Annotated in this window: 21 protein-coding genes and 2 pseudogenes; 16 read left to right on the forward strand and 7 right to left on the reverse strand. The window is 43.0% G+C overall.

Annotated features, from left to right (window positions below; genetic code table 11):
• Positions 1-10: 10 nt before the first annotated feature.
• The 4 genes from B0X70_RS09640 (at position 11) to B0X70_RS09655 (ending at position 7113) form a co-directional block, all read left to right on the forward strand.
• Positions 11-1486 carry a hypothetical protein gene (locus B0X70_RS09640; RefSeq protein WP_217471391.1) on the forward strand — a complete coding sequence of 492 codons (1476 nt, stop codon included), beginning with the start codon at positions 11-13 and terminating at the stop codon, positions 1484-1486.
• Between the two features lie 1041 nt (positions 1487-2527).
• Positions 2528-4009 carry a hypothetical protein gene (locus B0X70_RS09645; RefSeq protein WP_217471392.1) on the forward strand — a complete coding sequence of 494 codons (1482 nt, stop codon included), beginning with the start codon at positions 2528-2530 and terminating at the stop codon, positions 4007-4009.
• Between the two features lie 68 nt (positions 4010-4077).
• Positions 4078-5574 (forward strand): hypothetical protein, encoded by a 1497-nt coding sequence (locus B0X70_RS09650; protein ID WP_217471393.1) that lies wholly within the window; start codon positions 4078-4080, stop codon positions 5572-5574.
• Between the two features lie 48 nt (positions 5575-5622).
• A complete protein-coding gene (locus tag B0X70_RS09655; RefSeq protein ID WP_217471394.1) occupies positions 5623-7113 on the forward strand; it encodes a hypothetical protein in 1491 nt (496 codons plus the stop codon).
• 518 nt (positions 7114-7631) lie between these two features.
• Here the strand turns inward: B0X70_RS09655 and B0X70_RS09660 are convergent.
• Complete coding sequence (locus B0X70_RS09660; protein WP_052739674.1) at positions 7632-8957, reverse strand: hypothetical protein; 1326 nt, start codon at positions 8955-8957, stop codon at positions 7632-7634.
• A gap of 387 nt (positions 8958-9344) precedes the next feature.
• On the opposite strand from B0X70_RS09660, the pseudogene B0X70_RS09665 reads away from it, so the two are divergent.
• A pseudogene (locus B0X70_RS09665) lies at positions 9345-10359 on the forward strand (hypothetical protein); the annotation flags it as partial.
• 295 nt (positions 10360-10654) lie between these two features.
• On the opposite strand, the gene B0X70_RS09670 reads toward B0X70_RS09665, so the two are convergent.
• From B0X70_RS09670 to flgA, 6 genes and pseudogenes are all read right to left on the reverse strand, one after another.
• On the reverse strand, positions 10655-11371 hold the full coding sequence (locus B0X70_RS09670) for a YrpD family protein (RefSeq protein WP_052739623.1): 717 nt from the start codon (positions 11369-11371) through the stop codon (positions 10655-10657).
• Between the two features lie 359 nt (positions 11372-11730).
• Positions 11731-11868: pseudogene (locus B0X70_RS09675) on the reverse strand (IS630 family transposase); the annotation flags it as partial.
• Positions 11869-11920: 52 nt separating this feature from the next.
• Complete coding sequence (locus B0X70_RS09680; RefSeq protein WP_217471395.1) at positions 11921-13051, reverse strand: hypothetical protein; 1131 nt, start codon at positions 13049-13051, stop codon at positions 11921-11923.
• Positions 13052-13389: 338 nt separating this feature from the next.
• Positions 13390-13830, reverse strand: coding sequence for a flagellar protein FlgN (locus B0X70_RS09685; protein WP_036807411.1), 441 nt, complete (start codon positions 13828-13830; stop codon positions 13390-13392).
• A gap of 11 nt (positions 13831-13841) precedes the next feature.
• The gene (gene flgM, locus B0X70_RS09690; RefSeq protein ID WP_036807414.1) at positions 13842-14144 is read right to left on the reverse strand and encodes a flagellar biosynthesis anti-sigma factor FlgM; all 303 of its coding nucleotides are present in this window, start codon (positions 14142-14144) and stop codon (positions 13842-13844) included.
• A gap of 125 nt (positions 14145-14269) precedes the next feature.
• Positions 14270-14929 (reverse strand): flagellar basal body P-ring formation chaperone FlgA, encoded by a 660-nt coding sequence (gene flgA, locus B0X70_RS09695; RefSeq protein WP_214038951.1) that lies wholly within the window; start codon positions 14927-14929, stop codon positions 14270-14272.
• 238 nt (positions 14930-15167) lie between these two features.
• Between flgA and flgB the strand changes: the two genes are divergently transcribed.
• The 11 genes from flgB to flgL all read left to right on the forward strand — a co-directional run bounded on the left by flgB (position 15168) and on the right by flgL (position 25215).
• The gene (gene flgB, locus B0X70_RS09700) at positions 15168-15581 is read left to right on the forward strand and encodes a flagellar basal body rod protein FlgB (RefSeq protein ID WP_036775736.1); all 414 of its coding nucleotides are present in this window, start codon (positions 15168-15170) and stop codon (positions 15579-15581) included.
• Between the two features lie 5 nt (positions 15582-15586).
• Positions 15587-15991 carry a flagellar basal body rod protein FlgC gene (gene flgC, locus B0X70_RS09705; protein ID WP_036771447.1) on the forward strand — a complete coding sequence of 135 codons (405 nt, stop codon included), beginning with the start codon at positions 15587-15589 and terminating at the stop codon, positions 15989-15991.
• A 12-nt stretch (positions 15992-16003) separates the two neighbouring features.
• The gene (gene flgD, locus B0X70_RS09710; RefSeq protein ID WP_217471396.1) at positions 16004-16693 is read left to right on the forward strand and encodes a flagellar hook assembly protein FlgD; all 690 of its coding nucleotides are present in this window, start codon (positions 16004-16006) and stop codon (positions 16691-16693) included.
• A 27-nt stretch (positions 16694-16720) separates the two neighbouring features.
• Entirely contained in the window at positions 16721-17935 is a 1215-nt protein-coding gene (gene flgE, locus B0X70_RS09715; protein ID WP_105395760.1) for a flagellar hook protein FlgE, read from the forward strand.
• Positions 17936-17953: 18 nt separating this feature from the next.
• Positions 17954-18709 carry a flagellar basal-body rod protein FlgF gene (locus B0X70_RS09720; RefSeq protein ID WP_036807430.1) on the forward strand — a complete coding sequence of 252 codons (756 nt, stop codon included), beginning with the start codon at positions 17954-17956 and terminating at the stop codon, positions 18707-18709.
• A 23-nt stretch (positions 18710-18732) separates the two neighbouring features.
• Complete coding sequence (flgG, locus tag B0X70_RS09725; RefSeq protein ID WP_036807432.1) at positions 18733-19515, forward strand: flagellar basal-body rod protein FlgG; 783 nt, start codon at positions 18733-18735, stop codon at positions 19513-19515.
• A 74-nt stretch (positions 19516-19589) separates the two neighbouring features.
• Positions 19590-20342: a flagellar basal body L-ring protein FlgH gene (locus tag B0X70_RS09730; protein ID WP_246593483.1), complete on the forward strand. Its 753-nt coding sequence runs from the start codon at positions 19590-19592 to the stop codon at positions 20340-20342.
• Between the two features lie 12 nt (positions 20343-20354).
• Positions 20355-21464 (forward strand): flagellar basal body P-ring protein FlgI, encoded by a 1110-nt coding sequence (locus tag B0X70_RS09735; protein WP_046395434.1) that lies wholly within the window; start codon positions 20355-20357, stop codon positions 21462-21464.
• On the forward strand, positions 21464-22405 hold the full coding sequence (flgJ, locus tag B0X70_RS09740; RefSeq protein WP_418889056.1) for a flagellar assembly peptidoglycan hydrolase FlgJ: 942 nt from the start codon (positions 21464-21466) through the stop codon (positions 22403-22405). The genes B0X70_RS09735 and flgJ overlap by 1 nt, the downstream gene beginning before the upstream one ends.
• A 126-nt stretch (positions 22406-22531) precedes the next feature.
• Positions 22532-24175, forward strand: a complete 1644-nt coding sequence (gene flgK / locus B0X70_RS09745) for a flagellar hook-associated protein FlgK (protein WP_217471398.1) — start codon at positions 22532-22534, stop codon at positions 24173-24175.
• A gap of 74 nt (positions 24176-24249) precedes the next feature.
• Complete coding sequence (gene flgL, locus B0X70_RS09750; protein ID WP_036807445.1) at positions 24250-25215, forward strand: flagellar hook-associated protein FlgL; 966 nt, start codon at positions 24250-24252, stop codon at positions 25213-25215.
• Positions 25216-25347 lie beyond the last annotated feature (132 nt).

Below are 25347 nucleotides of genomic sequence, written 5' to 3' on the forward strand. Positions count from 1 at the left end.
TTGAGGAAATATGATGACTGATAAAGAAATTAGTTCTGTTGACTCATTGAAAGCGAGTTTTAAGTCTGGTATGCGGCTCATGCCGGAAGCCTTTTCCCATTTGATTGATGAAGCATATAAGGCATATGAAACCATTGATGGCGTTCAGGATGATGGCCCAACCGCGGGGCTGAAACGAGATGACAAAGGAAAACTGACCCTCAACACTCAGCATTCTGGCGGGTTAAACCCTGAACAGGGAGCTTTGGCCTTATCACTGAAACCAGAAGGGGGACTCTCTTTTGCTGGGGGAGGATATCTGAAATTGGATGCCGATCGGCAGGTTCAATTTGCGGATTTTTTCAGTTTATCGCGGCGAGGGCGGATGGAGATCACGCAGGTGTTGGGTTTGAAGCGCACCATGATAACGCGAATTGTTTCTCCCTTCCCCAAAGAGAATGAGCGCTTTGGCACTTCTGTTAGCCTGAACGCAGCAGGAGACTGTTTAGCGGTTGGGACGAATAATCAAGTCTATGTGTATATGCGCCGGAAGAGTGGTGAGTGGAATATAAGTAAGCCGATTGTGTTTGAGGCTTTTGAAGATGACTATCATAGATCTTCATGGGATGTCTCTCTGGATGCGACGGGAGATACCCTGGCGTTGGGAAACATGTCGCCGTATCTCGCTGATAACCGAGGGCGGGTTTGTGTGTATACGCGCAGGAAGGGCGTCTGGGATACAAAAAATCCCGTAGTGTTTCCGATTGGAATTGAATACTTTGGTGTGAATGTCAGCTTGAGCGCCACGGGAGACTGTCTGGTGGGTGGGGGCAAACACTACCTTCCGTTCCGTATATTTATGCGCCGGAATGGGATCTGGGATACAGAAAACCCCATTCAGATTCCGATCCCTTCGGATTCTTATGAGTTTGGCTGGATTGCCCACCTAAATGCTGCGGGAAACTGTCTGGCGGTGCGTGATTACGCTCCCATGATTTATGTGTATACACGCACAAATGGGATCTGGGATGGAGAAAACCCCATTAAGTTCAAGGTCCCTGAAAATAACCTATCAATGGGTAGGGCTTTTGGCCTGAATGCAGAAGGAGATCGCTTAGCGGTGGGGATAGAGTTTTATAACTCCACTGATGGGGAGGTTTATTTGTATAAGCGCACGAATGGGATCTGGGATAAAGAAAATCCCATCAAGTTTTCGGCTCCTGCAAGTGACGTAACGTATTTTGGCCGCGCTCTCGAACTGAATGATGCAGGAGATCGCTTGGTAGTGGGGGCGTATTCTAGGGTATATGTGTATACCTGCCTAAATGATAAGTGGAATATGGAAACACCTATGGAGATTTTGAATCCTTCAGACAATTTAAGTGGTTTTGGTGGGGCTGTCGGCCTAAATAAGACGGGGACGAGTTTGGTTGTTGGGGCAACGTCAGAAGATGTTGATTCTAAATCCAAAGCCGGTGCAGTTTATGTTTTTGAGAATGTCAAATGATAACTATAATCACTAAACTGGATATTAATTCGGAGATGTCGGATTGCTTTTTAAAGTCCTTGGACTTTCCGCCTTATATTCCCGTCCGCATTAGATGAAGGTTTACGGCGTTTTTCGTTAAAAGAATGTGTTAGCATCATGATTAATTAATTCAATTGTTCTCTTATTTAGTTTTTTGTAGAGTTATTGATGGAACAGAACAATCTAACAATTATTTTGTTTTTTTACCTCAAACATGGAAAATAAACACATGATAACATCTAATAAAAATTAATTAAACATAACAGGGACATGTTTTAAAAGGATGTGGTGTTATCATTTCGGGTGATTTTATATTGTTTTAATTTAGTGGTAATTGTGTTTATGAGGAGTTTTAAATTTATTTATTAACCATTATTCTTGTCTTTATATTGGTTTTATTTGCGATTGAGAATTATTTAACATGGGTAATTATGATTTTGATATTGTTTGAATATGTGCTAAGTTTTCTTTGAAAATTAAAATGAAATACATTTATTGAATGATAATAAAAAGATTATCTTTAAATAAATATGCTTTATTATGTTATTGATTATTTTGTTGTTTTTTTTGGTGTATTTTTTAATGGATTGATTTTAATCTAATTAACTTTATGGTTGTTGCGGTAATTATAGTTCTTGAATTGTTATTTAAGCGATATATTTTCATGTGAAATTTTATAGGAACAATTAATTTTTTATTAAATAACTGGCAAAAACTTACATTTCTATAATGCTTAATAATATCAGATTGTGCTATACGAAAAGTTAATGACATATTCAACTTAAATATCAAATCAGTGTTATCTGGGATGTGTTTTTAGAAGATAGCAACATACCTGAGGTAGTCAGTGAAGTTAAGTAGCGCCAAACCTCAGGATATCGAGCTAAAAGGTGTGAAGGCATTAATTGTGGTGTATTTCGTAGTCAGTGCCGTCACTTAATTCCATCGACTTTAACGAAGTGGATAAAACATTAACAGAAACCGATGGCAGTGACGGCCTAATACGGCTTTTGAGGACATATGATGACTGATAAAGAAATTAATACCGTTGACTCATTGAAAGCGAGTTTTAAGTCTGGTGTACGGCTCATGCCTGAAGCCTTTTCCCATTTGATTGATGAGGCATATAAGGCATATGAAATTATTGATGGCGCTCAGGGTGATAACCTAACCACAGGACTGAAACGAGATGGCAAAGGAAAACTGACCCTAAACACCCAGCATTCTGGCGGGTTGAATTTTAATCAAGGCGCTTTGGCCTTATCACTGAAACCAGAGGGGGGACTCTCTTTTGCTGGGGGAGGATATCTGAAATTGGATGCCGCTCGGCAGATTCAGTTTACGGATTTTTTCAGTTTATCGCGGGGAGCACGGATGGAGATCACGCAGTTGTTGGGTTTGAAACGCACCATGATAACGCGCATTGTTTCTACCTTCCCTAAAGAAGATGAGCGTTTTGGCGCTTCTGTTAGCCTGAACGCAGCGGGAGACTGTTTAGCAGTTGGGATGAATAATCAAGTCTGTGTGTATACGCGCCGGAAGAGTGGTGAGTGGAATATAAGCAAACCTATTGTGTTTGAGGCTTATGAAGATGAATATTATAAATCTTCATGGGATGTCAGTCTGGATGCGGCTGGCGATACCCTGGCGTTGGGAAACATGTCGCCGTATCCCACTTATAACCAAGGGCGGGTTTGTGTGTATACGCGTACGAAGGGCTTTTGGGATACAAAACATCCCGTTGTGTTTCCGATAGGACCTGAATACTTTGGTGTGAATGTCAGCTTGAGCGCTGCGGGAGACTGTCTGGTGGGTGGGGGCAAACCCTACCCTCCGTTCCGTATATTTATGCGCCGGAATGGGATCTGGGATACAAAAAAACCCATTCCGATTCCGATCCCTTCGGATTCTTATGAGTTTGGCTGGATTGCCCACCTAAGTGCTGCGGGAAACTGTCTGGCGGTGCGTGATTACGCTCCCATGATTTATGTGTATACACGCACAAATGGGATCTGGGATGGAGAAAACCCCATTAAGTTCAAGGTCCCTGAAAATAACCTATTCGTGGGTAGGGCTTTTAGCCTGAATGCAGAAGGAGATCGCTTAGCGGTGGGGATAGAGTTTTATAAATCCACAGATGGGGAGGTTTATTTGTATAAGCGCACAAATGGGCTCTGGGATACAGAAAATCCCATTAAGTTTTCGGCCCCGGCAAATAGCGTATATTTTGGCGGTTCTCTCGAACTGAATGACGCGGGAGATCGTCTGGCAGTGGGAGCGGTTTCCCGGGTGTATGTGTATACCTGTCTGAATAATAAGTGGAATATGGAAACACCTATGGAGATTTTGAACCCTTCAGGCAATTCAGACAATTTAAATGGTTTTGGTGGACCTGTTGGCCTGAATAAGGCGGGAACGAGTTTGGTTGTTGGGGCAACGTCAGAAAGTGTTGATTCTAAATCCAAAGCCGGTGCGGTTTATATCTTTGAAAATATCAATTGATGCCCATACAGAAGACAGAAAACAGAAGACAGGTGACGGTGACTGTCTAATGTGGCTTTTGAGGAAATATGATGACTGATAAAGAAATTAGTTCTGTTGACTCATTGAAAGCGGGTTTTAAGTCTGGTGTTCGGCTTATGCCTGAAGCCTTTTCTCATGTGATTGATGAGGCATATAAGGCATATGAAATCATTGATAGCGCTCAGGGTGATGGCCCAACCACAGGGTTGAAACGAGATGGCAAAGGAAAACTGACACTCAACACTCATCATTCTGGCGGGTTACACTCTAATCAAGGCGCTTTGGCTCTATCACTGAAACCAGAAGGTGGACTCTCTTTTGATGGGGGAGGATACCTGAAATTGGATGCCGATCGGCAGGTTCAATTTGCGGATTTTTTCAGTTTATCGCGGCGAGAGCGGATGGAGATCACGCAGGTGTTGGGTTTGAAACGTACTATGATAACGCGAATTGTTTCTCCCTTCCCTAAAGAGAATGAGAACTTTGGTCACTCTGTTAGCCTGAACGCGGCGGGAGACTGCTTAGCGGTTGGGATGATTAATAAAGTCTATGTATATACGCGCCGGAAGAGTGGTGAGTGGAATATAAGCAAGCCGATTGTGCTTGAAGCTTATGAAGATGAATATCATAGATCTTCATGGGATGTCTGTCTGGATGAGGCTGGCGATACCCTGGCGTTGGGAAACATGTTGCCGTATCCCACTTATAACCGCGGGAAGGTTTGCGTGTATACGCGCACGAATGGCGTCTGGGATACAAAACATCCCGTTGTGTTTCCGACTGGAAGTGAATACTTTGGTGTGAATGTCAGCTTGAGCGCCGCAGGAGACTGTCTGGTGGGTGGGGCCAGACACTACTCTCCGTTCCGTATATTTATGCGTCGGAATGGGATCTGGGATACAGAAAACCCCAGTAGGCTTCCGCTCCCTCCGAATTTTTATGAGTTTGGCTGGATTGCACACCTGAGTGCCGCGGGAAACTGTCTGGCGGTGCATTGTCACGATTCTTCTTCTGGTCCCACAATAAGCACGATTTTTGTGTATACACGCACAAATGGGATCTGGGATGGAGAAAACCCCATTAAGTTCAGTCACCCAGAAGGTGGATCATCTAGTTTTAGCCAGACTTTTAGTCTGAATGCAGAGGGAGATCGTCTGGTGGTGGGTACAGAGTTTTATAAATCCACGGATGGGGAGGTTTATCTGTATACGCGCACAAATGGGATCTGGAATAGAGAAAATCCCATTAAGTTTTCGGCCCCTGCAAGTGGCGTATATTTTGGTAGCTCTCTCGAACTGAATGATGCGGGAGATCGTCTGGCAGTAGGAGCGTCTTACAGGGTATATCTGTATACCTGTTTGAATAATAAGTGGAATATGGAAACACCTATGGAGATTTTGAACCCTTCAAACAATTTAAATGGTTTTGGTGGACCTGTTAGCCTGAATAAGGCGGGGACGAGTTTGGCTGTTGGTGCAACGATAGAGAGTGTCGATTCTAAGCCCAAAGCCGGTGCAGTTTATGTTTTTGAGAATATCAAATGATGACCGTATAGAAGACAGGTGACTGTCTAATGTGGCTTTTGAGGAAATATGATGACTGATAAAGAAATTAATACCGTTGACTCATTGAAAGCGAGTTTTAAGTCTGGCGTTCGGCTTATGCCGGAAGCCTTTTCCCATTTGATTGATGAAGCATATAAAGCATATGAAATCATTGATGGCGCTCAGGGTGATGGCCCAACCACAGGACTGAAACGAGATGGCAAAGGAAAACTGACCCTCAACACCCAGCATTCTAGCGGGTTAAATTCTAATCAAGACGCTTTGGCGCTATCACTGAAACCAGAAGGGGGACTCTCGTTTGATGGGGGAGGATATCTGAAATTGGATGCCGCTCGGCAGATTCAGTTTGCGGATTTTTTCAGTTTATCGCGGGGCGCACGGATGGAGATCACGCAGGTGTTGGGTTTGAAACGTACTATGATAACGCGAATTGTTTCTCCTTCCTCCAAAGAGGATGGATACTTTGGCACTTCTGTTAGCCTGAACTCAGCGGGAGACTGCTTAGCGGTTGGGATGAACGATAAAGTCTGTGTGTATACGCGCCGGAAGAGCGGTGAGTGGAATATAAGTAAGCCGATTGTGTTTGAGGCTTTTGAAGATGAATCTCATAGATCTTCATGGGATGTCAGTTTGGATGCGGTGGGAGATTGCTTGGCGTTGGGAAACAGTTCGCTCTCTGTGGTTCGTGTATATACGCGCACGAATGGCGTCTGGGATACAAAACATCCCATTGTGTTTCCGCGGGTTGCTCAATACTTTGGTATGAATGTCAGCTTGAGCGCCGCAGGAGACTGTCTGGTGGCAGGGGGCCAATTCTACTCTCCGTTCTGTATATTTATGCGCAGGAATGGGATCTGGGATACAGAAAACCCCATTCAGCTTCCGATCCCTACGGATTTTTATGAGTTTGGCGGAATGGCCCACCTGAGTGCAGCGGGAAACTGTCTGGCGGTGCATTGCTTCGATTCTTCTTCTGGTCCCACAATAAGCACGATTTTTGTGTATACACGCACAAATGGGATCTGGGATGGAGAAAATCCCATTAAGTTCACTCACCCTAAAGGTCAATCATCTAGTTTCAGCAGAGTTTTTAGCCTGAATGCAGAGGGAGATCGTCTGGTGGTGGGTACGCAGTTTTATAAAACCACCGATGAGGAGGTTTATCTGTATAAACGCAGGAATGGGATCTGGGATAAAGAAAATCCCGTTAAGTTTTCGGCTCCTGCAAGTGATGTAACGTATTTTGGCCGCGCTATCGAGCTGAATGATGCGGGAGATCGCCTGGCAGTGGGAGCGGCTTCCAGGGGGTATGTGTATACCTGCCTGAATGATCAGTGGAATATAGAAACACCTATCGAGATTTTGGATCCTTCAGGCAATTCAGACAATTTAAATAGTTTTGGAGGGGCTGTCGGCCTAAATAAGGCGGGGACGAGTTTGGCTATTGGTGTAATTTCAAGGAAGATTGGTTCTGCGTCCAGAGCCAGTGCAGTTTATGTTTTTGAAAATGTCAAATGATGCCCATAATTGCTAATACTAAGTTCTAAGTTGGATGTGCCTGATCACGCATGCACCATTCCCGTTGTTATCGCGTTTTTTGCGAAGAACTGGCTAATGAGTCAGAAATCGGATCATTCATAACAGCAAATAAATCTTTAAGAGGCAGGCTTTCAACTCAAATCCCACTTTTTTGCGATAAATCTCACATTTATTGAATATTTACAATTGACCATGTTCTCAGCACTGATAATAAATCTCATTTATGATAATATTACAGAAAATTTTTAAACTGAGTATATATAAAATGCTGGTTGCTCTTTTTTTGTCGATATTTGTTATTTTTTTTATGCTATCTATGTTGGTTAATTATTTTTTTATACTAGGAAGAGATTTCAAAAAAACTATATTGATATCATTATTAATGACTATTATTGCAATATTCAGTCACGTTTTTCCTCAGGTTATCTATCAGTACCTTTTTTAATTGGGTATTTGGCATAAGGTCGCGCACTTAATGCGCGAACATAAGAATATTATTATTTATTCTGTTTAATTAATGGTTTGATTTTATTTTCATAAATATTTTTTTCGATCTGAAAATTTACATTTTCCTGCCATTCTCCAGTAATTTCAAATGGCTCTCCACCCCAATTGATATCTTCCGTCTTCCAGTTAAATGTATCATATGGATCAGTAAAATTATCATATAGTTTATAATTTATTACACCGGATATATTATATTTATCACCTGCGTTTTCTGCCTTAATATTTATCAAATTTCCACTAATCGTTGCACCTCCAATAGCCCACAGAGGGTCGATACCTGGTATTTTTGATTCCTTAGCAAAATCATAACCATTTTTAAAATCAATTCGTTCACCATTCTGGATTTGTGAAATAAAACGAGATTGAATACTCCCTTCTGTTCTTCCAAATGCATTTGGCTTCTGCATTAATATACGAATTCTATCATGCACACCGATTTCAGAGAGCGTGAGTTCTCGACCTGATTTTCCTGTAAAATGAAAAAACATTCCCAACCCACTCATGCTATTATCTGTAGTCAATAATTTTTTAGTATTTGTTTTGATCTCTTCTTTTGCCGGTGTTATTTTGTTTAATACATTAATGAGTTCATGTTTTGCATTATATAAATCCATCGCTGGTGCTACAACGTATTCATTCCAAACCCCGATCCAATCTCCCTGATATCCAAGCACGGCTTTTGCACTTTCAATGAATGCAATTGTAAAAATATGTTTCTTATTAGAGTTTGCATATTTTAGAAAGTTTCCCATATTATGACCATTAAAAGATATCTTTTTAATAGCCAGATCTTTTATTTTTTCTTGTCTAAAAGACTCTTGATTTTTAATATATTTTTTTAAATTATTCTTTTGCTCAATCAATAACTTGAAATCAGCAACATTTTTCTTTAGTGCTTCGGAGGAGTTCTTAGGAGCTAATTTATTTAATATGACCAACAACATTTCCGCTTTTAGAAGAGAGTCGTCAAAATCATAAGAAACGTTTTTCTCAGAATCTTCTAATTCTTTTGTTACATTGGTTAATTTTTTATCAATAACTTCAAGATCGTTTTCTCTAAAGTAATGGTCTACGTCTTTATAAGGAGTTCCAGGTTGTCCCCAGGGTCTATTAATGGGTGGTGTCCAATTATAGGTTGGAGGCTGTGTTGGTTTATTATAGATACCTGTATAATGAGTAATGCTATGCCCGCCACCCGGAACCCCAGGAAAAACGGGGGTTGTCGTTGTTGTCCAGCCATTTCCATGATTGATCGTACTTCCCGGAGGAAAAACACTGCCAAGGGGAATAACAGGGCCGAAATTAAAATTAGACATAAAAAACCTTTTGATAAATTTAAAGTGTATTTTTGTTAAAGAACGCGATTATTGAATTAAAATCAATAGCTACTTTCTTGTATATTATTTTAAATATCTTTTAATAACATTTTAAATAATTAAAGATGTAATATTATAGTTAATAAAACTATTATCATGTTATAGTTGATGCGTAATACTATTCTATTTAGTTGAGAATAAATTAAGGTATGCCAAATACACAAGTTGTAACGACTCGCATTCCATCAGTCCGGGCTTGCAATAATTGCAAATGAAATTTTTGCTCTGGTACTGACCTGTTGTTTGGTTGTATACCAAGTTGATGTCAGACCATCATATGAAAAGTGTCGATTTTAGTATTTTATGACGCTCCCTGTACTGCTTTGTTTTACAGATTTTTTCAGTTTATCGAGGCGGGAGTGGATAGAGATCGCACAGTTGTTGGGTTTAGAGACGCACCATGATGACGCGAATTGTTTCTCCTTTCCCGAAAGAGAATGAGCGTTTTGGCATTTCTGTTAGCCTGAACGCGGCAGGAGACTGTTTAGCGGTTGGGACGAATAATCAAGTCTGTGTGTATACGCGCCGGAAGAGTGGTGAGTGGAATATAAGTAAGCCGATTGTGTTTGAAGCTTTTGAAGATGAATATCAAAGATCTTCATGGGATGTCTGTCTGGATGCGGCGGGAGATACCCTAGCGTTGGGAAACATGTCGCCGTATCTCGCTGATAACCGAGGGCGGGTTTGTGTGTATACGCGCAGGAAGGGCGTCTGGGATACAAAAAACCCCATTCAGCTTCCGATCCCTTCGGATTCTTATGAGTTTGGCTGGATTGCCCACCTAAGTGCTGCGGGAAACTGTCTGGCAGTGCGTGATTACGCTCCCATGATTTATGTGTATACACGCACAAATGGGATCTGGGATGGAGAAAACCCCATTAAGTTCAAGGTCCCTGAAAATAACCTATCAGTGGGTAGGGCTTTTAGCCTGAATGCAGAAGGAGATCGCTTAGCGGTGGGGATAGAGTTTTATAACTCCACAGATGGGGAGGTTTATTTGTATAAGCGCACGAATGGGATCTGGGATAAAGAAAATCCTATTAAGTTTTCGGCTCCTGCAAGTGACGTAACGTATTTTGGCCGTGCTCTCGAACTGAATGATGCAGGAGATCGCTTGGTAGTGGGGGCGTATTCCAGGGTGTATGTATATACCTGCCTAAATAATAAGTGGAATATGGAAACACCTATGGAGATTTTGGACCCTTCCGACAATTTAAGTGGTTTTGGTGGGGCTGTCGGCCTGAATAAGGCGGGGACGAGTTTGGTTGTTGGCGCAGGTCCAATCAAGCTTGGTTCTGAGTCCGAAACCGGTGCAGTTTATGTTTTTGAAAATGTTAAATGATAACTATAATCACTAAACTGGATATTATTTTCTATCGGTGGCACACAACAGAATATGGGGATCTAGTAATTATTTCGCTTTTCACCTTCAAATATGGAAAATAAGTGCATGATAATATCTAAGATAAATTAATCAAACATGACAGGGGTATAATCAGAGAAATCCTGCGGCAGTGTAATTGGGAGGAATAGGGCGTTGTAAGTATATTTTCTTCACAATGTCGGTAAAAACCCAAAATAGCCAGTTCCTTAATGCACTAGGAACTGGCTTAAATTAAAGATTAATCATGACACTATCATACTTTTGATTTTTGAATTGTAATTGTCGCTTTACCGTGGGTTACATAAACCGACGCTTGCTTTGTTGCATAAATCACAGGTTTAAGAACGGTATTATCTATCACAATATCACTAAATTTAACCTGATATTGTCTATCAACTTTAATTCTATTACCAGTGACAGTAGAGAATAACTTCCAATTATTTATTTGTTTCGAATTTATATTAGTCTTGGGAATCTCTAAAATAGCCCTACCGATATAGCCTATATTGGAGGAACCCTGATATATTGCTCTGGTTGCGCCATTTAAATATCTATATACCGTCAATTGTACTTCCTTGCCGGGTAAAAAACCATTTATATCACTAAACTCTTCTGAGCCTTCAGTAAAAGATCCACTTCCAAACCCTTCTACGGACATAATTGGCTGCCAAACATCATATGTAGGGTTATATTCAAAACCAATATTTGATTCAATCTCTCCTGAGAAACTGGCATAGATATATGGTGTTCCGTCATATACGTAAAACGCATACTGAGTTTTCATCACGGGTAGAGTAATTTTCGTTGTTAAAATATTTCCATTACTATTAAGATTAGCTCTTCCTCCGATACCTACTATAGTTTCCTCACGAAGATATATGGGTTGGGTTTCGGTAGTATCAAATTCAGATATTTCAGATACGTCCTCTTCATGTGTATTAATCTCTGAAAGAGATTTTTCATTTGTCATGAAAGACTCCTATATTACTAAAATTAAATGAAATGAGAAAAGAAAAAATGCTTTTCTATATATTTTTACACTACACGTATAACTCTACATTATAAATCTTCAAAATAGTAGTTAATTTGAACTCTAGATTTAAGTTTAATGGTTTTTTTATTGATATAAATTTAATAAAAAACCGATGGAACGTTTTTTTCTATTGGGGACAATATAGCTTAACAATAATAAGTGTTTTAAATTTATTTCAGATTAGAAGATTGAAGAAAAATATAAAATTGGCGGATTAGACTAACAAGTGCAATTTTTCAGAGAGGCGGTCAGTTGTTATAATAGGCATCTTTCCCGCCACAGGAAAATGCGTTATAGCCTTTGCACATCCAGCCATAAGCGAGTTTCGTCCCTTGCGTGGGATGGACGCCATCAGTGAACAGAATGGACTCATTGTTTCCGGTTTCCTGCTTCAGTTTCCCGTAGGTTTCCATAAAGGCCCGTTGCTGTTCCGCGTTGAGCCTATATGTGGCACGCCAGTCGAAATTTCTGTCAGACTCAGCGGATTCAATATTGTTTGAAAAAATAATCGATAATCTCCTGCTGAAGTTCAAAGGCATCACGTCGTTCCGCAAGGTGGCTTTTTAGTACAGTAAGTGAGCGCAGGCTTTCGCGCTGTTGGGTTTCGTTTTCTATATTTTGTCGCAATTTTTTGCAGTGTTCGCGGAGGTTATTTTCTATTATCTTCGATGTGTTACCTCCCAGCGTGCTCCAAACTATGCCCGGTAACGAATCAGATTTTTTTAGCTGATTAAGCTCATTGGCTAATATGTCTATACGTGCTTTGAGCAATTTATTAATGTCGGATATATCTCGGCTGTTAAAACTGAAAGTTGGATCAATGTACGTGTGGTACATGTTTATTATCGTCCAGACATCATTATCTTTCTTGGCTTGTGATAACTGTACCATCAATTGGTTTTTTTTCTTTTTCTCATCTAAATCCTGTTCACGATCCGGATGCAGTAACTTGGCTATTTTTCTATACATTTGGCTCACTTCCTGCGATTTAAACAAAGAATCCAGTTTTTTCTGGTCTTCTGCCGCAGGGTCGAAGTCAGAGGTCTCTTCTGCATCATATTCATCGTAGAAATGTTCTGATTCCCGTTGAAAACGCTGTTCTATGGTGGCACGCATTTTTTCGGGATTTTTTATCATATCAAGTAATTCTTCATCAGATATTTCTTCATTAAAATCAAAATATTCACCAAAAGTCTGCCGGATATCAGCCATCTGTTCTGGCGTCGGAGTTTCGTGTTCTTTTAATGCGTTAAGATTGGAAAAGTAATCGGTCAACTTATTGAGATCAAGGTTTTCGTTAAAGGGGTAATGACATAATTCATCAAGTTCTTCTTCTATCCAGAAAAATAATTCTCCCCGTTGGTTTTTCCCCAGCGATTTTTTATCGGCAAATGAAAGCAACCGTGCCGTTTTATCATATTTAGATTGTATATATTGATGCTCTATCGGTAAAACCTCCTGTTGAAAGCGGATGAACAACGCATCTTGCTGCTGTTGTAGTTTGGCGATCTTCAATTGGTATTTTTCGATGGACTTCCAGTAAGCTTTGAATTGTTGCTGAGGTGTTTTTGGTATCTGTTGTCCGCTCGATTTTCTTTTTTTTAGCTGCTTGTGCATCAATATTGTTCCTGAAGTTGAAACTCGTATATTGCGTAGTTAAAAATTATATTGTCAATACCCGTTGTCGTTTATCCCTATTCTGCAATATATTTTTGTAACACGCAAAACATTATAGTTGTTCAATTATTACATTGACTTACAAATGGTGATTTTTGCTAATCTTTTCTTACCCGACTGTAACAACAGTTTCACAATACATTTCGTCTGAGTTATTTATGCTGGAGGATTCCATTCCGTGAGCAGTTAAGGAGTTCGGATTAAACAGGAAAGCGGCGCTTACAAGTACTATCAACAATAAAAAGCGGCACTACCGCAATGGGCGGTAATGCGCTGAATTAAACCTGAGCTCTATGGCCGGAAAGCGCAGAGTGACGGGCAGCTTGGCCGTCTGAGCCATAAAGCGAAGGGCTATGGTGGCTTTTTAGAAAAGCGATAGCTTGGCTATTTAGTTCAAGATGTTGGGTTAATAGCAGGCCGTTATGGGTATTTAAATCACGAACCTGGGTAACCGCTTTGCCGATCTGTTGCCATAATGTGGCAAGCAAAGGTTGCTTGTCATAAGGCGCAATGATGTTTAATGCTTTGCTCAAATTAAGACGTTGCTGTTCTGAATGGCTAAGCGCAGATAACAAAAAATTTTTTCGTTCTGTTATCTGGTGCAAATCTCGTGCTTCAATAAAACCCTCGCACAGAATACGCTGTTCTTCTGCCATAGTTTGGGTCAGCGAAGTCAAATAGGTCACTTGCTGTTCGAGTAATTGTTGTAGTGCTTCCATAGCGGGTTCAATTATTTCTTGTCGTACTGAAAGTTTTCGGCGGCTTCTTTGAGCAAGGCATCTGCGATTTTACCGCTGTTCATTTTTAAGGTTCCTTGAGCAATAGCTTCTTTCAACTTTTGCACCTTTTGGATATTGATATCTTGGCTGCTCGGTTGAACCAGTTTTGTTTGTGCTTCGCTCAGTTTTACTTGTGCATCGCTGCTTTGTAAGGTAACGCCGGAGGTTTTGCGGGTGCCCTGGGCGCTTTCATTAGTTGGTCGCTGTTGAACGGCAGCGATAGCTAATAAGGGGTGAGTGCGTTCGATACTCATAATTATTATCCTTTATGGCCAGGCATAGGTTCACCTATGGATCGGAGCAGGTTACATGCCATTTGCATACCTGCAAATCGTGCTCTGCTGGTTATATCGGCACAGTGAAAGAAAACTTTAGTAACTTATAACATGATTTTTACACTGCCGTTTTCTAATGCCTGGCCGGTTATAACATGCCCTGAATTCATTCGAACCCTGACTTTATCAGAAATGGCGGCGTTATTAATAGCTTTCCCTTCATTCCGTATCTGAAAGCCATTCCCCTGAATGATCACCACCACACTCTGGCCTGACCGTACCGTCCACGGACGGCGTAACATATTACGTGTAATGACTTGTCCTGCCGGGATGTTACGTATTGTAATGCTGTTTTTTATTTCATTTTTGTTAATAACCAGATCATGGGGTAATTTTTCCAGTAATCCGCTTCTGACCTGAAAATCGTCCTCTGATAAAACATCATTACGTGAGATGGTTCGGCGGGTAACCAGATAATTTCCTGTCACACTGACAGCGACTTGAATGAATTTGCGTTGTTGATGGCAGATAACAGGTAAGGAGAGATTTCCCCAGTTTTGACCACCGATAGCGGGTTGAATTTCTGGCCGTTCACACTGGGGCCATTGTTGTTCAGGGGTTCTGATGTTAACAGAAACTTTGTGATGATTATCCTTATGTATCTGCTGGAAATAGTGCTCTATAGCTTGGGGTAAATTATTGCCCCATGCCATCGAAGTGATAAAGAAAAATGCGAACAGCCCGATAATGTTTATAGCGTGCATCTTCTCGCTCTCATTATTTCTGTCGGTCAATACGCTGCTGTTTAGTCGCGTATATTTAGTCGCGTGTAAGTGTACCTGCATCGAATATCAGTCAATGGGATAAATAGCAATCCAATTAGCGTCTATTCACCCGATAGGCTTTTCCTTCTGCGTTTATTCTGTTTACTGCGAATTTCGCGATCGTGAAAAGCGCGATTAAAAGTTCACAACACAGGTCAGTCACATCAGAGGGAGGAATATGCTCGATAAATTAGATGCAGCCTTTCATTTTCAGCAGGAAGCCCTGTCATTGCGATCTCGGCGGCAAGAAATATTGTCCGCTAATATCGCTAATGCGGATACGCCCGGTTATCAAGCGCGGGATATTGATTTCGCCACACAACTGAAAAAAACCATTGCACACGGTCGGGTCACCGGAAACGGGATCGGGCTGACGCTGACATCCGATCGGCATATTCCTATTCAGCCTCAGAAGAGAATGGAAATGGACTTACTGTATCGGGTGCCTTATCAGCCAGCGATGGATGGCAACACGGTAGATATGGATATGGAACGCAGCAATTTTATGGATAACAGCTTGAAATATCAGGCTGAACTGACTGCGACCAGCTCTCAGGTTAAAAGCATGATGTCAGTCTTACAGCAAGGATAAGGGTAATGTCTTTACTCAGTGTTTTTGATATTGCCGGCTCGGCATTATCAGCTCAATCCCAACGATTAAATGTCAGCGCCAGCAATATGGCAAATGCCGATAGCGTTGCGGGGCCTGATGGTCAGCCATATCGGGCTAAACAGGTGGTTTTCCGTGTTGCCGCACCGGCAGGGCAGGAAACCGGCGGCGTCAGAGTCAGTGAAATTGTTGATGATCCCACTCCTTTTCGCCTTGAGTATCAGCCGGGACACCCGTTGGCCGATGAGAAGGGGTATGTGCGGATGCCAAACGTTGATGTGGTCGGAGAAATGATTAACACCATTTCCGCTTCCCGTAGTTATCAAGCCAACGTTGAAGTGCTTAATACAACTAAATCGATAATGTTGAAAACATTGACGTTAGGTCAATAACAGGAGCAGCTCATGGCCATTACCGGTTCAGTAAATGGATCTCTGGATAACATGATTGTTGGGGAGTCAGCATCCACCAGCAAGAAAAAGAATAGCGAAGAGCTGAATAGCAACTTCATGAAATTGCTGATCGCGCAAATGAAAAATCAAGACCCAACTAACCCGATGAAGAACAATGAGCTGACTTCCCATTTGGCGCAGATTAACACACTAGAAGGAATCGAAAAGCTGAATACCACACTGGGGTCTATTGTCGGTCAGATAAATAATAATCAGCCTGTACAGGCATCGGCTCTGATTGGGCGAGGCGTGATGATCCCTGGGGATACCATCCTGGTGGGTTCAAAGGAAAATGGCAGCGTCAGCACGTCACAATATGGTATTGAGCTGGCAAGACCGGCGGATAGTGTAAAAGTCACCATCACTGATAAGCAAGGCGGGGTTGTACGCCAAATTGATCTCGGCGCGTTGGAAGCGGGTGTTCATAATTTCACTTGGGATGGCATAAAAGAAGATGGCGCTGTAGCTGAGGAATCCGCTTATAAATTCACCATTACAGCCAGCTATCAAGGCAGTCCGAGCGTATTTCAGCAACTGAGGCACGCGGAGGTGAAGGGGGTTACTCGTGACGCGGATGGCGCTAAGTTAGATTTAGGGCGGATCGGGGCCGTCACAATGGATCAGATACGTCAGATTCTTTAACCAGCAAGAATTTTAACGGAGAATAATATGGCTTTTTCACAAGCAGTAAGTGGTTTGAATGCTGCGGCAGGTAATTTGGATGTTATTGGTAATAATATCGCTAACGCGGCGACATATGGTTTTAAATCCAGCACGGTTGCTTTTTCTGACATTTTTGCCGGTTCTCAGGTGGGGCTGGGGGTAAAAATATCGGGTGTTAATCAGAATTTTAAAGATGGTACGCCGACGACGACCAATCGCCCACTTGATTTGGCGATCACTCAAAGCGGTTTTTTCCGTATGCAAGGCGGTGATGGTAAGATCTACTATTCCCGTAATGGTCAATTCAAGATGGATGAGAACCGTAATATTATCAACATGCAAGGCATGAAATTGACCGGCTATCCCGCAGCCAGTATCAATGGCGGCGCGCCGGAGATTCAGAAAGGGGCTAATCCAGAGCCGATTACAATACCTCAAGGTATGTTGGCGGCTAAGGCGACAACTAAGGTTACGATGACAACCAACCTTAATTCGATGCATAAAAAACCGACAGATGCTTTCTCGCCAGAAAATAAGGATTCCTATAACTATCCTGCCAGTGTCACCACCTTTGATAGCCTGGGCAACCCACATAATATCAAGGTTTTCTTTGTGAAAACGAACGATAATGAATGGCAGGTTCATGCTCAGGATAGTGCGGTAGAGGGCGCTAAAGCCGCTTCGTTGGGGACGTTGAAATTTGATGGCAACGGTAAACTAATTGGTGACAATAATCAGTTTACATTTAATGTTCCCTCTCTGAATGGTTCTAATGCTGCTGATATCACTATTGATTTTAATGGCAGTAAGCAGCAGAAAATTGATGCTGATAGCATATCGACACTCAAGACAGACGGTTATACCGCAGGTGAATTCAGTGGCTACCGTATTGAGTCAGATGGTAGCGTTGTCGGCACCTATTCCAATAAACAATCCCAGTTATTGGGTCAGATCGTTCTGGCTAATTTTGCTAACCCGGAGGGGATGTCAGCGCAGGGAGACAACGTTTGGGTAGAGACGGGGGCTTCTGGCAACCCGGTTGTCGGCATTGCGGATTCTGGCGGTTTTGGCAAATTGCTCAGTGGTTCGCTGGAAGCATCCAACGTCGATATGAGCCAGGAACTGGTTAATATGATCGTGGCGCAGCGCAACTACCAATCCAGTGCGCAAACCATTAAAACCCAAGATCAGATCCTGCAAACGCTGGTCAGTATGCGCTAATAGTTTCAGGATAGCATTATGGATCATGTCATTTATACCGCAATGGGCGGCGCTCGTCAGACACTAGAGCATCAGGCGGTGACGGCAAATAATCTGGCGAATGCATCGACGCCGGGTTTTAAGGCGCAACTGGCTGCTTTGCGGGCGGTGCCTGTTGAAGGGGCCGCCTTTAACACCCGAACTTTGGTTGTGGCTTCAACGCCCGGTTCTGACAATCGTCAGGGGCCGATGAACTATACCTCTCGTCCGTTGGATGTGGCGATTGGACAGGGGGGATATCTGGCGGTTCAGCTTGAAGATGGTACTGAGGCTTACACGCGTAACGGCAGTATTCAGATTTCAGCGGAAGGTCAGTTAACTGTTCAAGGTAACTTGTTGATGGGGGACAACGGCCCGATAAATATTCCGCCGCAGGCTGAGTTAACCCTGGCGACGGATGGTTCTCTATCTGCACTGATTCCTGGTGATCCGCCAACACAGTTGGGGCAAATTGGCAGACTGAAAATGGTGAAACCGGAGAGCGATCAGCTAGTCCGCGGTGATGATGGTCTCTTTCACATGACGGAACAGGCGCAAGGGTTACAGGGTGATGCCTTGCCAGCCAGTGATGAGGTGAAATTAATGCCCGGTGTGCTTGAAGGGAGTAACGTCAACCCAATGGAAAGCATGGTGAGTATGATTGCCAATGCCCGCCGTTTTGAAATGCAGATGAAAGTCATCCATAGCTCAGATGAAAATGCACAACGTGCTAATCAGCTATTAGCAATAAGTTGATTTAGACACAGAGGATAAAACCGATGATCCGATCATTATGGATTGCTAAAACTGGGCTGGATGCTCAGCAAACTAATATGGATGTGATTGCCAACAACTTGGCGAACGTCAGCACCAATGGTTTTAAACGCCAGCGTGCCATTTTTGAAGATCTGCTTTACCAGAACATTCGTCAACCAGGGGCGATGTCATCGGAGCAAACCCGCTTACCTTCTGGTTTACAGATAGGTACTGGGGTGCGCCCGGTAGCAACAGAACGTATACATAGTCAGGGAAACTTATCTGAAACTAATAACAGCCATAATGTTGCCATTAGAGGAAAGGGTTTCTTTCAGGTTCAGTTACCTGATGGTACCAGCGCCTATACCCGTGACGGTTCATTTCAGGAAGATCAAAACGGGCAGTTGACGACCGCTAGCGGTTTTTTGATCTTCCCTACCATTACCATTCCTGATAATGCGACGGACCTCACCATTAGCAGTGATGGTATTGTCAGTGTGAAAGTGCAGGGGCAATCCGCATCTCAGCAAATAGGTCAATTTACCCTGACAACCTTTATCAATGACAGTGGGTTAGAAAGTATTGGTGAAAACCTTTATGTAGAGACTAGCAGCTCTGGCGTACCGATTGAAAATACACCGGGAATCAATGGCGCCGGGTTGCTCCAGCATAAATATGTCGAAACATCTAACGTCAATATCGCAGAAGAATTGGTCAACATGATTCAGACTCAGCGTGCTTATGAAGTTAACACTAAAGCGGTGTCGACGTCTGATCAGATGCTACAAAAACTGACTCAGTTATAACCTAATCGTCAATCAGAACCGCGGGGAAACACTCAGTTTCCCCGTTATTCAGGGATAAATAAAGAGTATCGAAGATGGATACAATGGCTGTTGCCGAGACCAGCGCTGTTTGTCAGTTCCGCCATTTACGGAAAAATGTGGCGCATAAATGGCGTTGTAGTATAGCATTGGCGGTATTGTCACTAACGGGCTGTGCGTATATACCGCAAAAACCCCTGGTTGAGGGAGCAACCACCGCAGCACCTTCTGCGGCAACCGCGCCAGTCCCTAATGGCGCTATTTTTCAAGTAGTACAGCCGGTTTATTATGGTTATCAGCCGCTATTTGAAGATCGCCGACCCCGAAATATTGGCGATACCCTGACGATTACATTGCAGGAAAATGTCAGCGCCAGTAAGAACTCTTCGGCCAACGCCAGCCGTAATGGAAAAAACACGTTTTCCGCAGCACTGACTCCCCGTTTTCTTAGTGGGTTAATTGGTGGAGATAAAACCGATCTGGATATGGAAGCCGATAATACTTTCGGTGGGAAAGGCGGCGCTAATGCGAATAACACCTTCCGAGGAACGATTACCGTAACGGTCGATCAGTTACTGGCAAACGGTAACTTACATGTGGTCGGTGAAAAGCAGATTGCTATCAATCAGGGAACCGAGTTTATTCGTTTCTCCGGTGTCGTTAACCCACGGACAATTAATGCTAATAACACCGTCAGTTCCAATCAGGTCGCGGATGCCCGCATTGAATATGTAGGAAACGGCTATATTAATGAAGCGCAGCACATGGGGTGGTTACAGCGTTTCTTCCTGAATGTCGCACCATTTTAACAGGGGATGGTTATGATAAAACAATTTGCTGTCAGCCTTCTTCTTGTATTGCTGACTCTGGTGACAACGACGGCATCAGCAGAACGTATCCGTGATCTCACCACGGTACAAGGAGTACGGGAAAATGCGTTGATTGGTTATGGATTAGTGGTTGGATTGGATGGAACCGGTGACCAGACGACTCAGACGCCATTTACCACCCAAAGTTTAAGCAACATGTTATCCCAATTGGGGATTACCGTTCCTCCGGGAACCAATATGCAGTTGAAAAACGTGGCTGCCGTGATGGTCACCGCGAAATTACCGCCGTTTGGCCGTGCCGGACAGAATATTGACGTAGTGGTTTCCTCGCTGGGGAACGCTAAAAGCTTACGTGGCGGTACCTTGCTGATGACACCGTTAAAAGGTGTCGATAATCAGGTCTATGCTCTGGCGCAGGGGAATATTTTGGTTGGCGGCGCCGGCGCCAGCGCAGGGGGAAGCAGTGTAAAAGTCAATCAGCTCGCGGGTGGTCGGATTAGTAACGGTGCAGTGATTGAACGCGAATTGCCTACGCAGTTTGGTGAAAATGGCATACTGAATCTTCAATTAAATAACGAAGACTTCTCACTGGCGCAGCAAATCAGCGATACCATCAATCGTATGGGCGGAGCGGGAACAGCAACGCCGCTGGATGCCCGCACAGTACAATTGCGTATGCCGAGAGATAAAAGTGAGCAGGTCAAATTCCTTTCTCATGTGCAGAACTTGACCCTTCGCGTTGATGTCGGTGATGCCAAAGTAATTATCAACTCTCGCACCGGCTCTGTCGTGATGAACCGCAATGTCATGCTGGATAGCTGCGCGGTTGCTCAAGGGAATCTTTCTGTCATTGTTGATAATCAGGTGGTTGTTAGTCAGCCAAATACACCGTTAGCCGGTGGCAGTACCGTTGTCACCCGTAATCCCGCTGTTGCTGTCCGTGAACAAAATGGCGCGTTGCAGCAGGTTAACGCCAGTGCAAGTTTGAGCCATGTTATTCAAGCATTGAATGCATTGGGTGCGACCCCGAATGATTTAATGTCAATCTTACAGGCAATGGAAAGCGCAGGCTGTCTGCGGGCGAAACTGGAGATCATTTGATGAATGATTTATTAACTCTGCCCGGTGCGGCTTATGATGTCCAGTCGGTTAACACGTTAAAATCCAATCTGGCAAAAGATCCACAACAGGGGCTACGGCAAGTAGCCCAACAAATGGAAGGGCTTTTTGTTCAGATGATGCTGAAAAGCATGCGTTCAGCTCTGCCTAAAGATGGCATGTTGAGCAGTGAACAGACCCGTCTCTATACTTCGATATACGATCAGCAAATCGCGCAGAATATTGCTCAGAAGGGGGTAGGTTTTGCCGATATGATGCTCAAGCAACTTTCTAGCGCTAAAACTACTCCTGGCGAAATGGCGGGTAAGATACCCATGACGCTGGATAACGAAGTTTTGCAAACCTTGCCAAGGCAGGCGCTTGAGCAATTTATCCGTCGAACGGTACCAAAACCCGAGACGACGCCTAAACCGCTGCCGCTGAACAGTACGAATTTTGTCTCTACACTCTCGACCCCAGCCCGGATAGCTAGCCAACGTAGTGGTATTCCTCATTTACTGATTATTGCTCAGGCCGCATTAGAGTCTGGTTGGGGGCAAAGAGAGATTCTGACCGCTGATGGCAAGCCAAGTCATAATCTGTTTGGTATTAAAGCGGGTAAAGGTTGGAAAGGGCCGGTAACTAATATCCTGACCACAGAATATATCAACGGCGAGCCTCAGAAAATGAAGGATAACTTCCGTGTTTATGGCTCTTACGTGGAAGCGATTGAGGATTACGTCAAATTACTGACAGAAAGTCCCCGTTACGCCAACGTTGCCCGCTCTGTTACCCCGGAGCAAGGGGCTTATTCCTTACAACAGGCAGGTTATGCGACCGATCCCGGATATGCGAAAAAACTGGTCTCAGTTATTCAACAGCTAAAAGGTGCCGGAGAGCGGGCGGTGAAAGCCTATACCTACGATTTGAGTAAACTATTCTGATCGCTATTTTGCTCAAGTTTTATTGAGTTCAGCCGATAAATTAAAGCAGTTCAGACTTTGTTTTTAGCTGAAAGATTGTTTGCCGCCACCAGCGGAGACATAAATAAAACGTAAAAGGATCTTCTGATGTCCAACAGTCTTATTAATACTGCGATGAGTGGCCTTCAAGCGGCTCAAATTGCTCTGGGAACCGTGAGTAATAACCTCGCAAATTCCAAAGTTCCTGGTTATAACCGGCAATCGACAGTTGTCAATCAAAACGGCGGCACGATGACGTCCGTTGGCTATATCGGAAATGGTGTTACTGTCACCAGTATTAACCGTCAATATAATGAATTCATTAATCAACAACTGTCTGAGGCTCAGGCGAAACAAGGTACATTAACCACTTATTCTCAGCAAATTTCCCAGATTGATAATTTGCTGGCAGACAAAGCGAATAACCTGTCAAACACCATTGACGACTTCTTTACCAGTTTACAAAATGTTGTCAGTAATGCGGAAGATGATGCAGCCAGAACGACAGCAATTGGTAAATCAAAGGGGCTGGTAAACCAGTTGCAAAGTGCGGATGCCTTCCTGCGTAAAATGGAAAATAACATTAATCGGGGAATAGCTAATTCGGCTGAATCTATTAATAACTATGCGCAGCAAATTGCTAAACTCAATGGTGAAATTACCCGTATGAGAGGCGGTGGCAGTGCTGAGCCGAATGCATTATTGGATCAGCGTGATCAATTGGTCAATGAACTGAATAAACTGGTTGGCGTGAGTGTGATTCAGCAGGATAGCGATTCTTACAATGTCTCTTTTGCGGGGGGATTGACCCTGGTTCAGGGAACAACTGCTTACCGAGTAGAAGCGATTTCATCTAATGCGGATAGCAGTCGCATTACATTAGGTTATGATCGTGGTTTTGGCGATGTTGTTGAAATTGATGAAAAATTCATTGATAAAGGGCAATTAAGCGGCACATTACGGGCGCGTAGTGAAGTGCTGGATAATTCCCGTAACCAGTTAAACCAATTAGCGTTGGTATTGGGCGATCAATTTAATCAGGTTCACCGTGCTGGTTTTGATTTAAAAGGCAAACCGGGTGAAGATTTCTTCACATTTAATAACCCGGACGTGGTTGCCAATAGTAGAAATAAAGGTTCTGCTGATTTTAAAGTGGAATATACAGATACCTCAGCGATAAAAGCCAGTGATTACCATATTAGTTACGATGGGGCTAATTGGAAAATTCAGCGTGCCTCTGATAAGGCGGATATTGCCGCCAAAGTAACAGGTAATACACTGGAATTTGATGGATTAAAAGTTGAAATTGATCCAACCAATGCAAAAGAGCATGACCGATATACATTGAAAGCGGTCAACGGTGTTATTGGCAGTATGGCGGTTAATATTAAAGACGCGTCGCAATTGGCGGCTGCCGGTGCTAAAGATGGTGGGGCGAGTGATAACGTCAATGCCAAAAAACTCATTGAATTGCAGAACAAAAAATTAGTAGAGGGGAAAGCATCATTTTCTGGTGCTTATGCTTCGATGGTCAGCACCATTGGTAACCAGACCAGCACGGCGAATGTTGATTTAGAAACTCAGAATAATATTACTAAACAACTTTACGCTGAACAGCAGGCGGTTTCCGGCGTCAACGTAGATGAAGAATATGGCGCATTACAAAACTTACAGCAATATTATCTGGCGAATGCTCAAGTTATCCAGACTGCCACAACGTTATTTAATGCCATTTTGGATCTCCGTCGCTAATAAACGTGCCATTTAATAAAAAATAGCCTGAGATATCTTAGGCATTTAGCTGAATATTTAAAAGGAATGAAATTGTGCGCGTAAGTACCAATATATTATACGATCAGAAAATGACGAATATCACTACAGCTCAGTCGAAATGGATGCAGCAGGGAGCGCAGCTATCCAGTGGTCAGCGGGTGATAAATCCATCCGATGATCCGATGGCGGCATCTCAGGGGGTCATGGTCGCTCAAGCTGAATCTCAGAACCAGCAATATATAACGGCTCGCTCGTTTGCTAAGAACGCGATTTCCATGCAATTGAGTGTGGTATCCAAAGCTGTCGGGGTGGTGCAAAATATTCATGAAAGTTTGGTCGCCACAGTAAACGGCGTATTGAGTGATGAAGATCGTAACTCGTTGGCTATTCAACTGACCGGGTTTAAAGAACAACTGGTGAATTTGGGTAACACCACCGATGGTAATGGCCGCTATATTTTTGCCGGTTATAAAACGGATGTGAAACCTTTTGATGAGAGTACCAGCGGTACAGTTAGCTATCGAGGCGGTTCTGAGGAAATGACGCAGAAAGTGGATAGCAACCGCTCTATGATTATTGGACATACCGGAGAGCAAGTCTTTCTCTCGTCTACCAGTAATCCGATCAAAGAGCCGGATGGCAGCCCGAGTGAATCTGATATATTTAAAACCATAGACATGGCGATTCAGTCATTAAAAACACCATTTGTCGAAGCAGATCAAAAGAGTCGTGATGATGCGCTGGAATTGTTGAATAAGGCTAACCGCGGCGCTCGCAACGCGTTGAATAATATCTCTTCGGTGGAATCGGTATTGGGTTTACAACTGAGAGAAATAGAAGACTTAGATAGCTTGGGGGCGGAACGCAGCCTGGCGAATAAAAGCCGTTTGAGCCAACTGGTTGACGTAGAATGGAACTCAGCGATTTCGAATTATTATCAACAACAAGCCGTACTTCAAGCATCGTATAAGACATTTACCGATATGAAAGGCATGTCGTTGTTTGAAATATTTCGTTAATTCGGTTTTCCTCATTTATATTAATCGCTGGTTTTCAGGCCAGCGATTTTTCCAATTGAATGTATTTAATTGTGACAATTAAATATCCTACATATTTTCAGTTAAATAGATAATGAAATAGAAATTTTCATA

Source organism: Photorhabdus akhurstii, assembly GCF_019090985.1.
In the GTDB taxonomy this organism is placed as follows: Bacteria; Pseudomonadota; Gammaproteobacteria; order Enterobacterales; family Enterobacteriaceae; genus Photorhabdus; species Photorhabdus akhurstii.

Bases quoted from the DNA above. Each gene is read 5' to 3' on its own strand.
- flgG (WP_036807432.1), top strand. From the start codon at position 18,733: ATGATCCGATCATTATGGATTGCTAAAACTGGGCTGGATGCTCAGCAA.
- flgE (WP_105395760.1), top strand. From the start codon at position 16,721: ATGGCTTTTTCACAAGCAGTAAGTGGTTTGAATGCTGCGGCAGGTAAT.
- B0X70_RS09650 (WP_217471393.1), top strand. From the start codon at position 4,078: ATGATGACTGATAAAGAAATTAGTTCTGTTGACTCATTGAAAGCGGGT.
- B0X70_RS09655 (WP_217471394.1), top strand. From the start codon at position 5,623: ATGATGACTGATAAAGAAATTAATACCGTTGACTCATTGAAAGCGAGT.
- B0X70_RS09735 (WP_046395434.1), top strand. From the start codon at position 20,355: ATGATAAAACAATTTGCTGTCAGCCTTCTTCTTGTATTGCTGACTCTG.
- flgA (WP_214038951.1), bottom strand. From the start codon at position 14,929: ATGCACGCTATAAACATTATCGGGCTGTTCGCATTTTTCTTTATCACT.
- B0X70_RS09685 (WP_036807411.1), bottom strand. From the start codon at position 13,830: ATGGAAGCACTACAACAATTACTCGAACAGCAAGTGACCTATTTGACT.
- flgJ (WP_418889056.1), top strand. From the start codon at position 21,464: ATGAATGATTTATTAACTCTGCCCGGTGCGGCTTATGATGTCCAGTCG.
- B0X70_RS09645 (WP_217471392.1), top strand. From the start codon at position 2,528: ATGATGACTGATAAAGAAATTAATACCGTTGACTCATTGAAAGCGAGT.
- B0X70_RS09660 (WP_052739674.1), bottom strand. From the start codon at position 8,957: ATGTCTAATTTTAATTTCGGCCCTGTTATTCCCCTTGGCAGTGTTTTT.
- flgC (WP_036771447.1), top strand. From the start codon at position 15,587: ATGTCTTTACTCAGTGTTTTTGATATTGCCGGCTCGGCATTATCAGCT.
- B0X70_RS09670 (WP_052739623.1), bottom strand. From the start codon at position 11,371: ATGACAAATGAAAAATCTCTTTCAGAGATTAATACACATGAAGAGGAC.
- flgK (WP_217471398.1), top strand. From the start codon at position 22,532: ATGTCCAACAGTCTTATTAATACTGCGATGAGTGGCCTTCAAGCGGCT.
- B0X70_RS09720 (WP_036807430.1), top strand. From the start codon at position 17,954: ATGGATCATGTCATTTATACCGCAATGGGCGGCGCTCGTCAGACACTA.
- B0X70_RS09680 (WP_217471395.1), bottom strand. From the start codon at position 13,051: ATGCACAAGCAGCTAAAAAAAAGAAAATCGAGCGGACAACAGATACCA.
- B0X70_RS09730 (WP_246593483.1), top strand. From the start codon at position 19,590: ATGGATACAATGGCTGTTGCCGAGACCAGCGCTGTTTGTCAGTTCCGC.
- flgM (WP_036807414.1), bottom strand. From the start codon at position 14,144: ATGAGTATCGAACGCACTCACCCCTTATTAGCTATCGCTGCCGTTCAA.
- flgD (WP_217471396.1), top strand. From the start codon at position 16,004: ATGGCCATTACCGGTTCAGTAAATGGATCTCTGGATAACATGATTGTT.
- flgB (WP_036775736.1), top strand. From the start codon at position 15,168: ATGCTCGATAAATTAGATGCAGCCTTTCATTTTCAGCAGGAAGCCCTG.
- B0X70_RS09640 (WP_217471391.1), top strand. From the start codon at position 11: ATGATGACTGATAAAGAAATTAGTTCTGTTGACTCATTGAAAGCGAGT.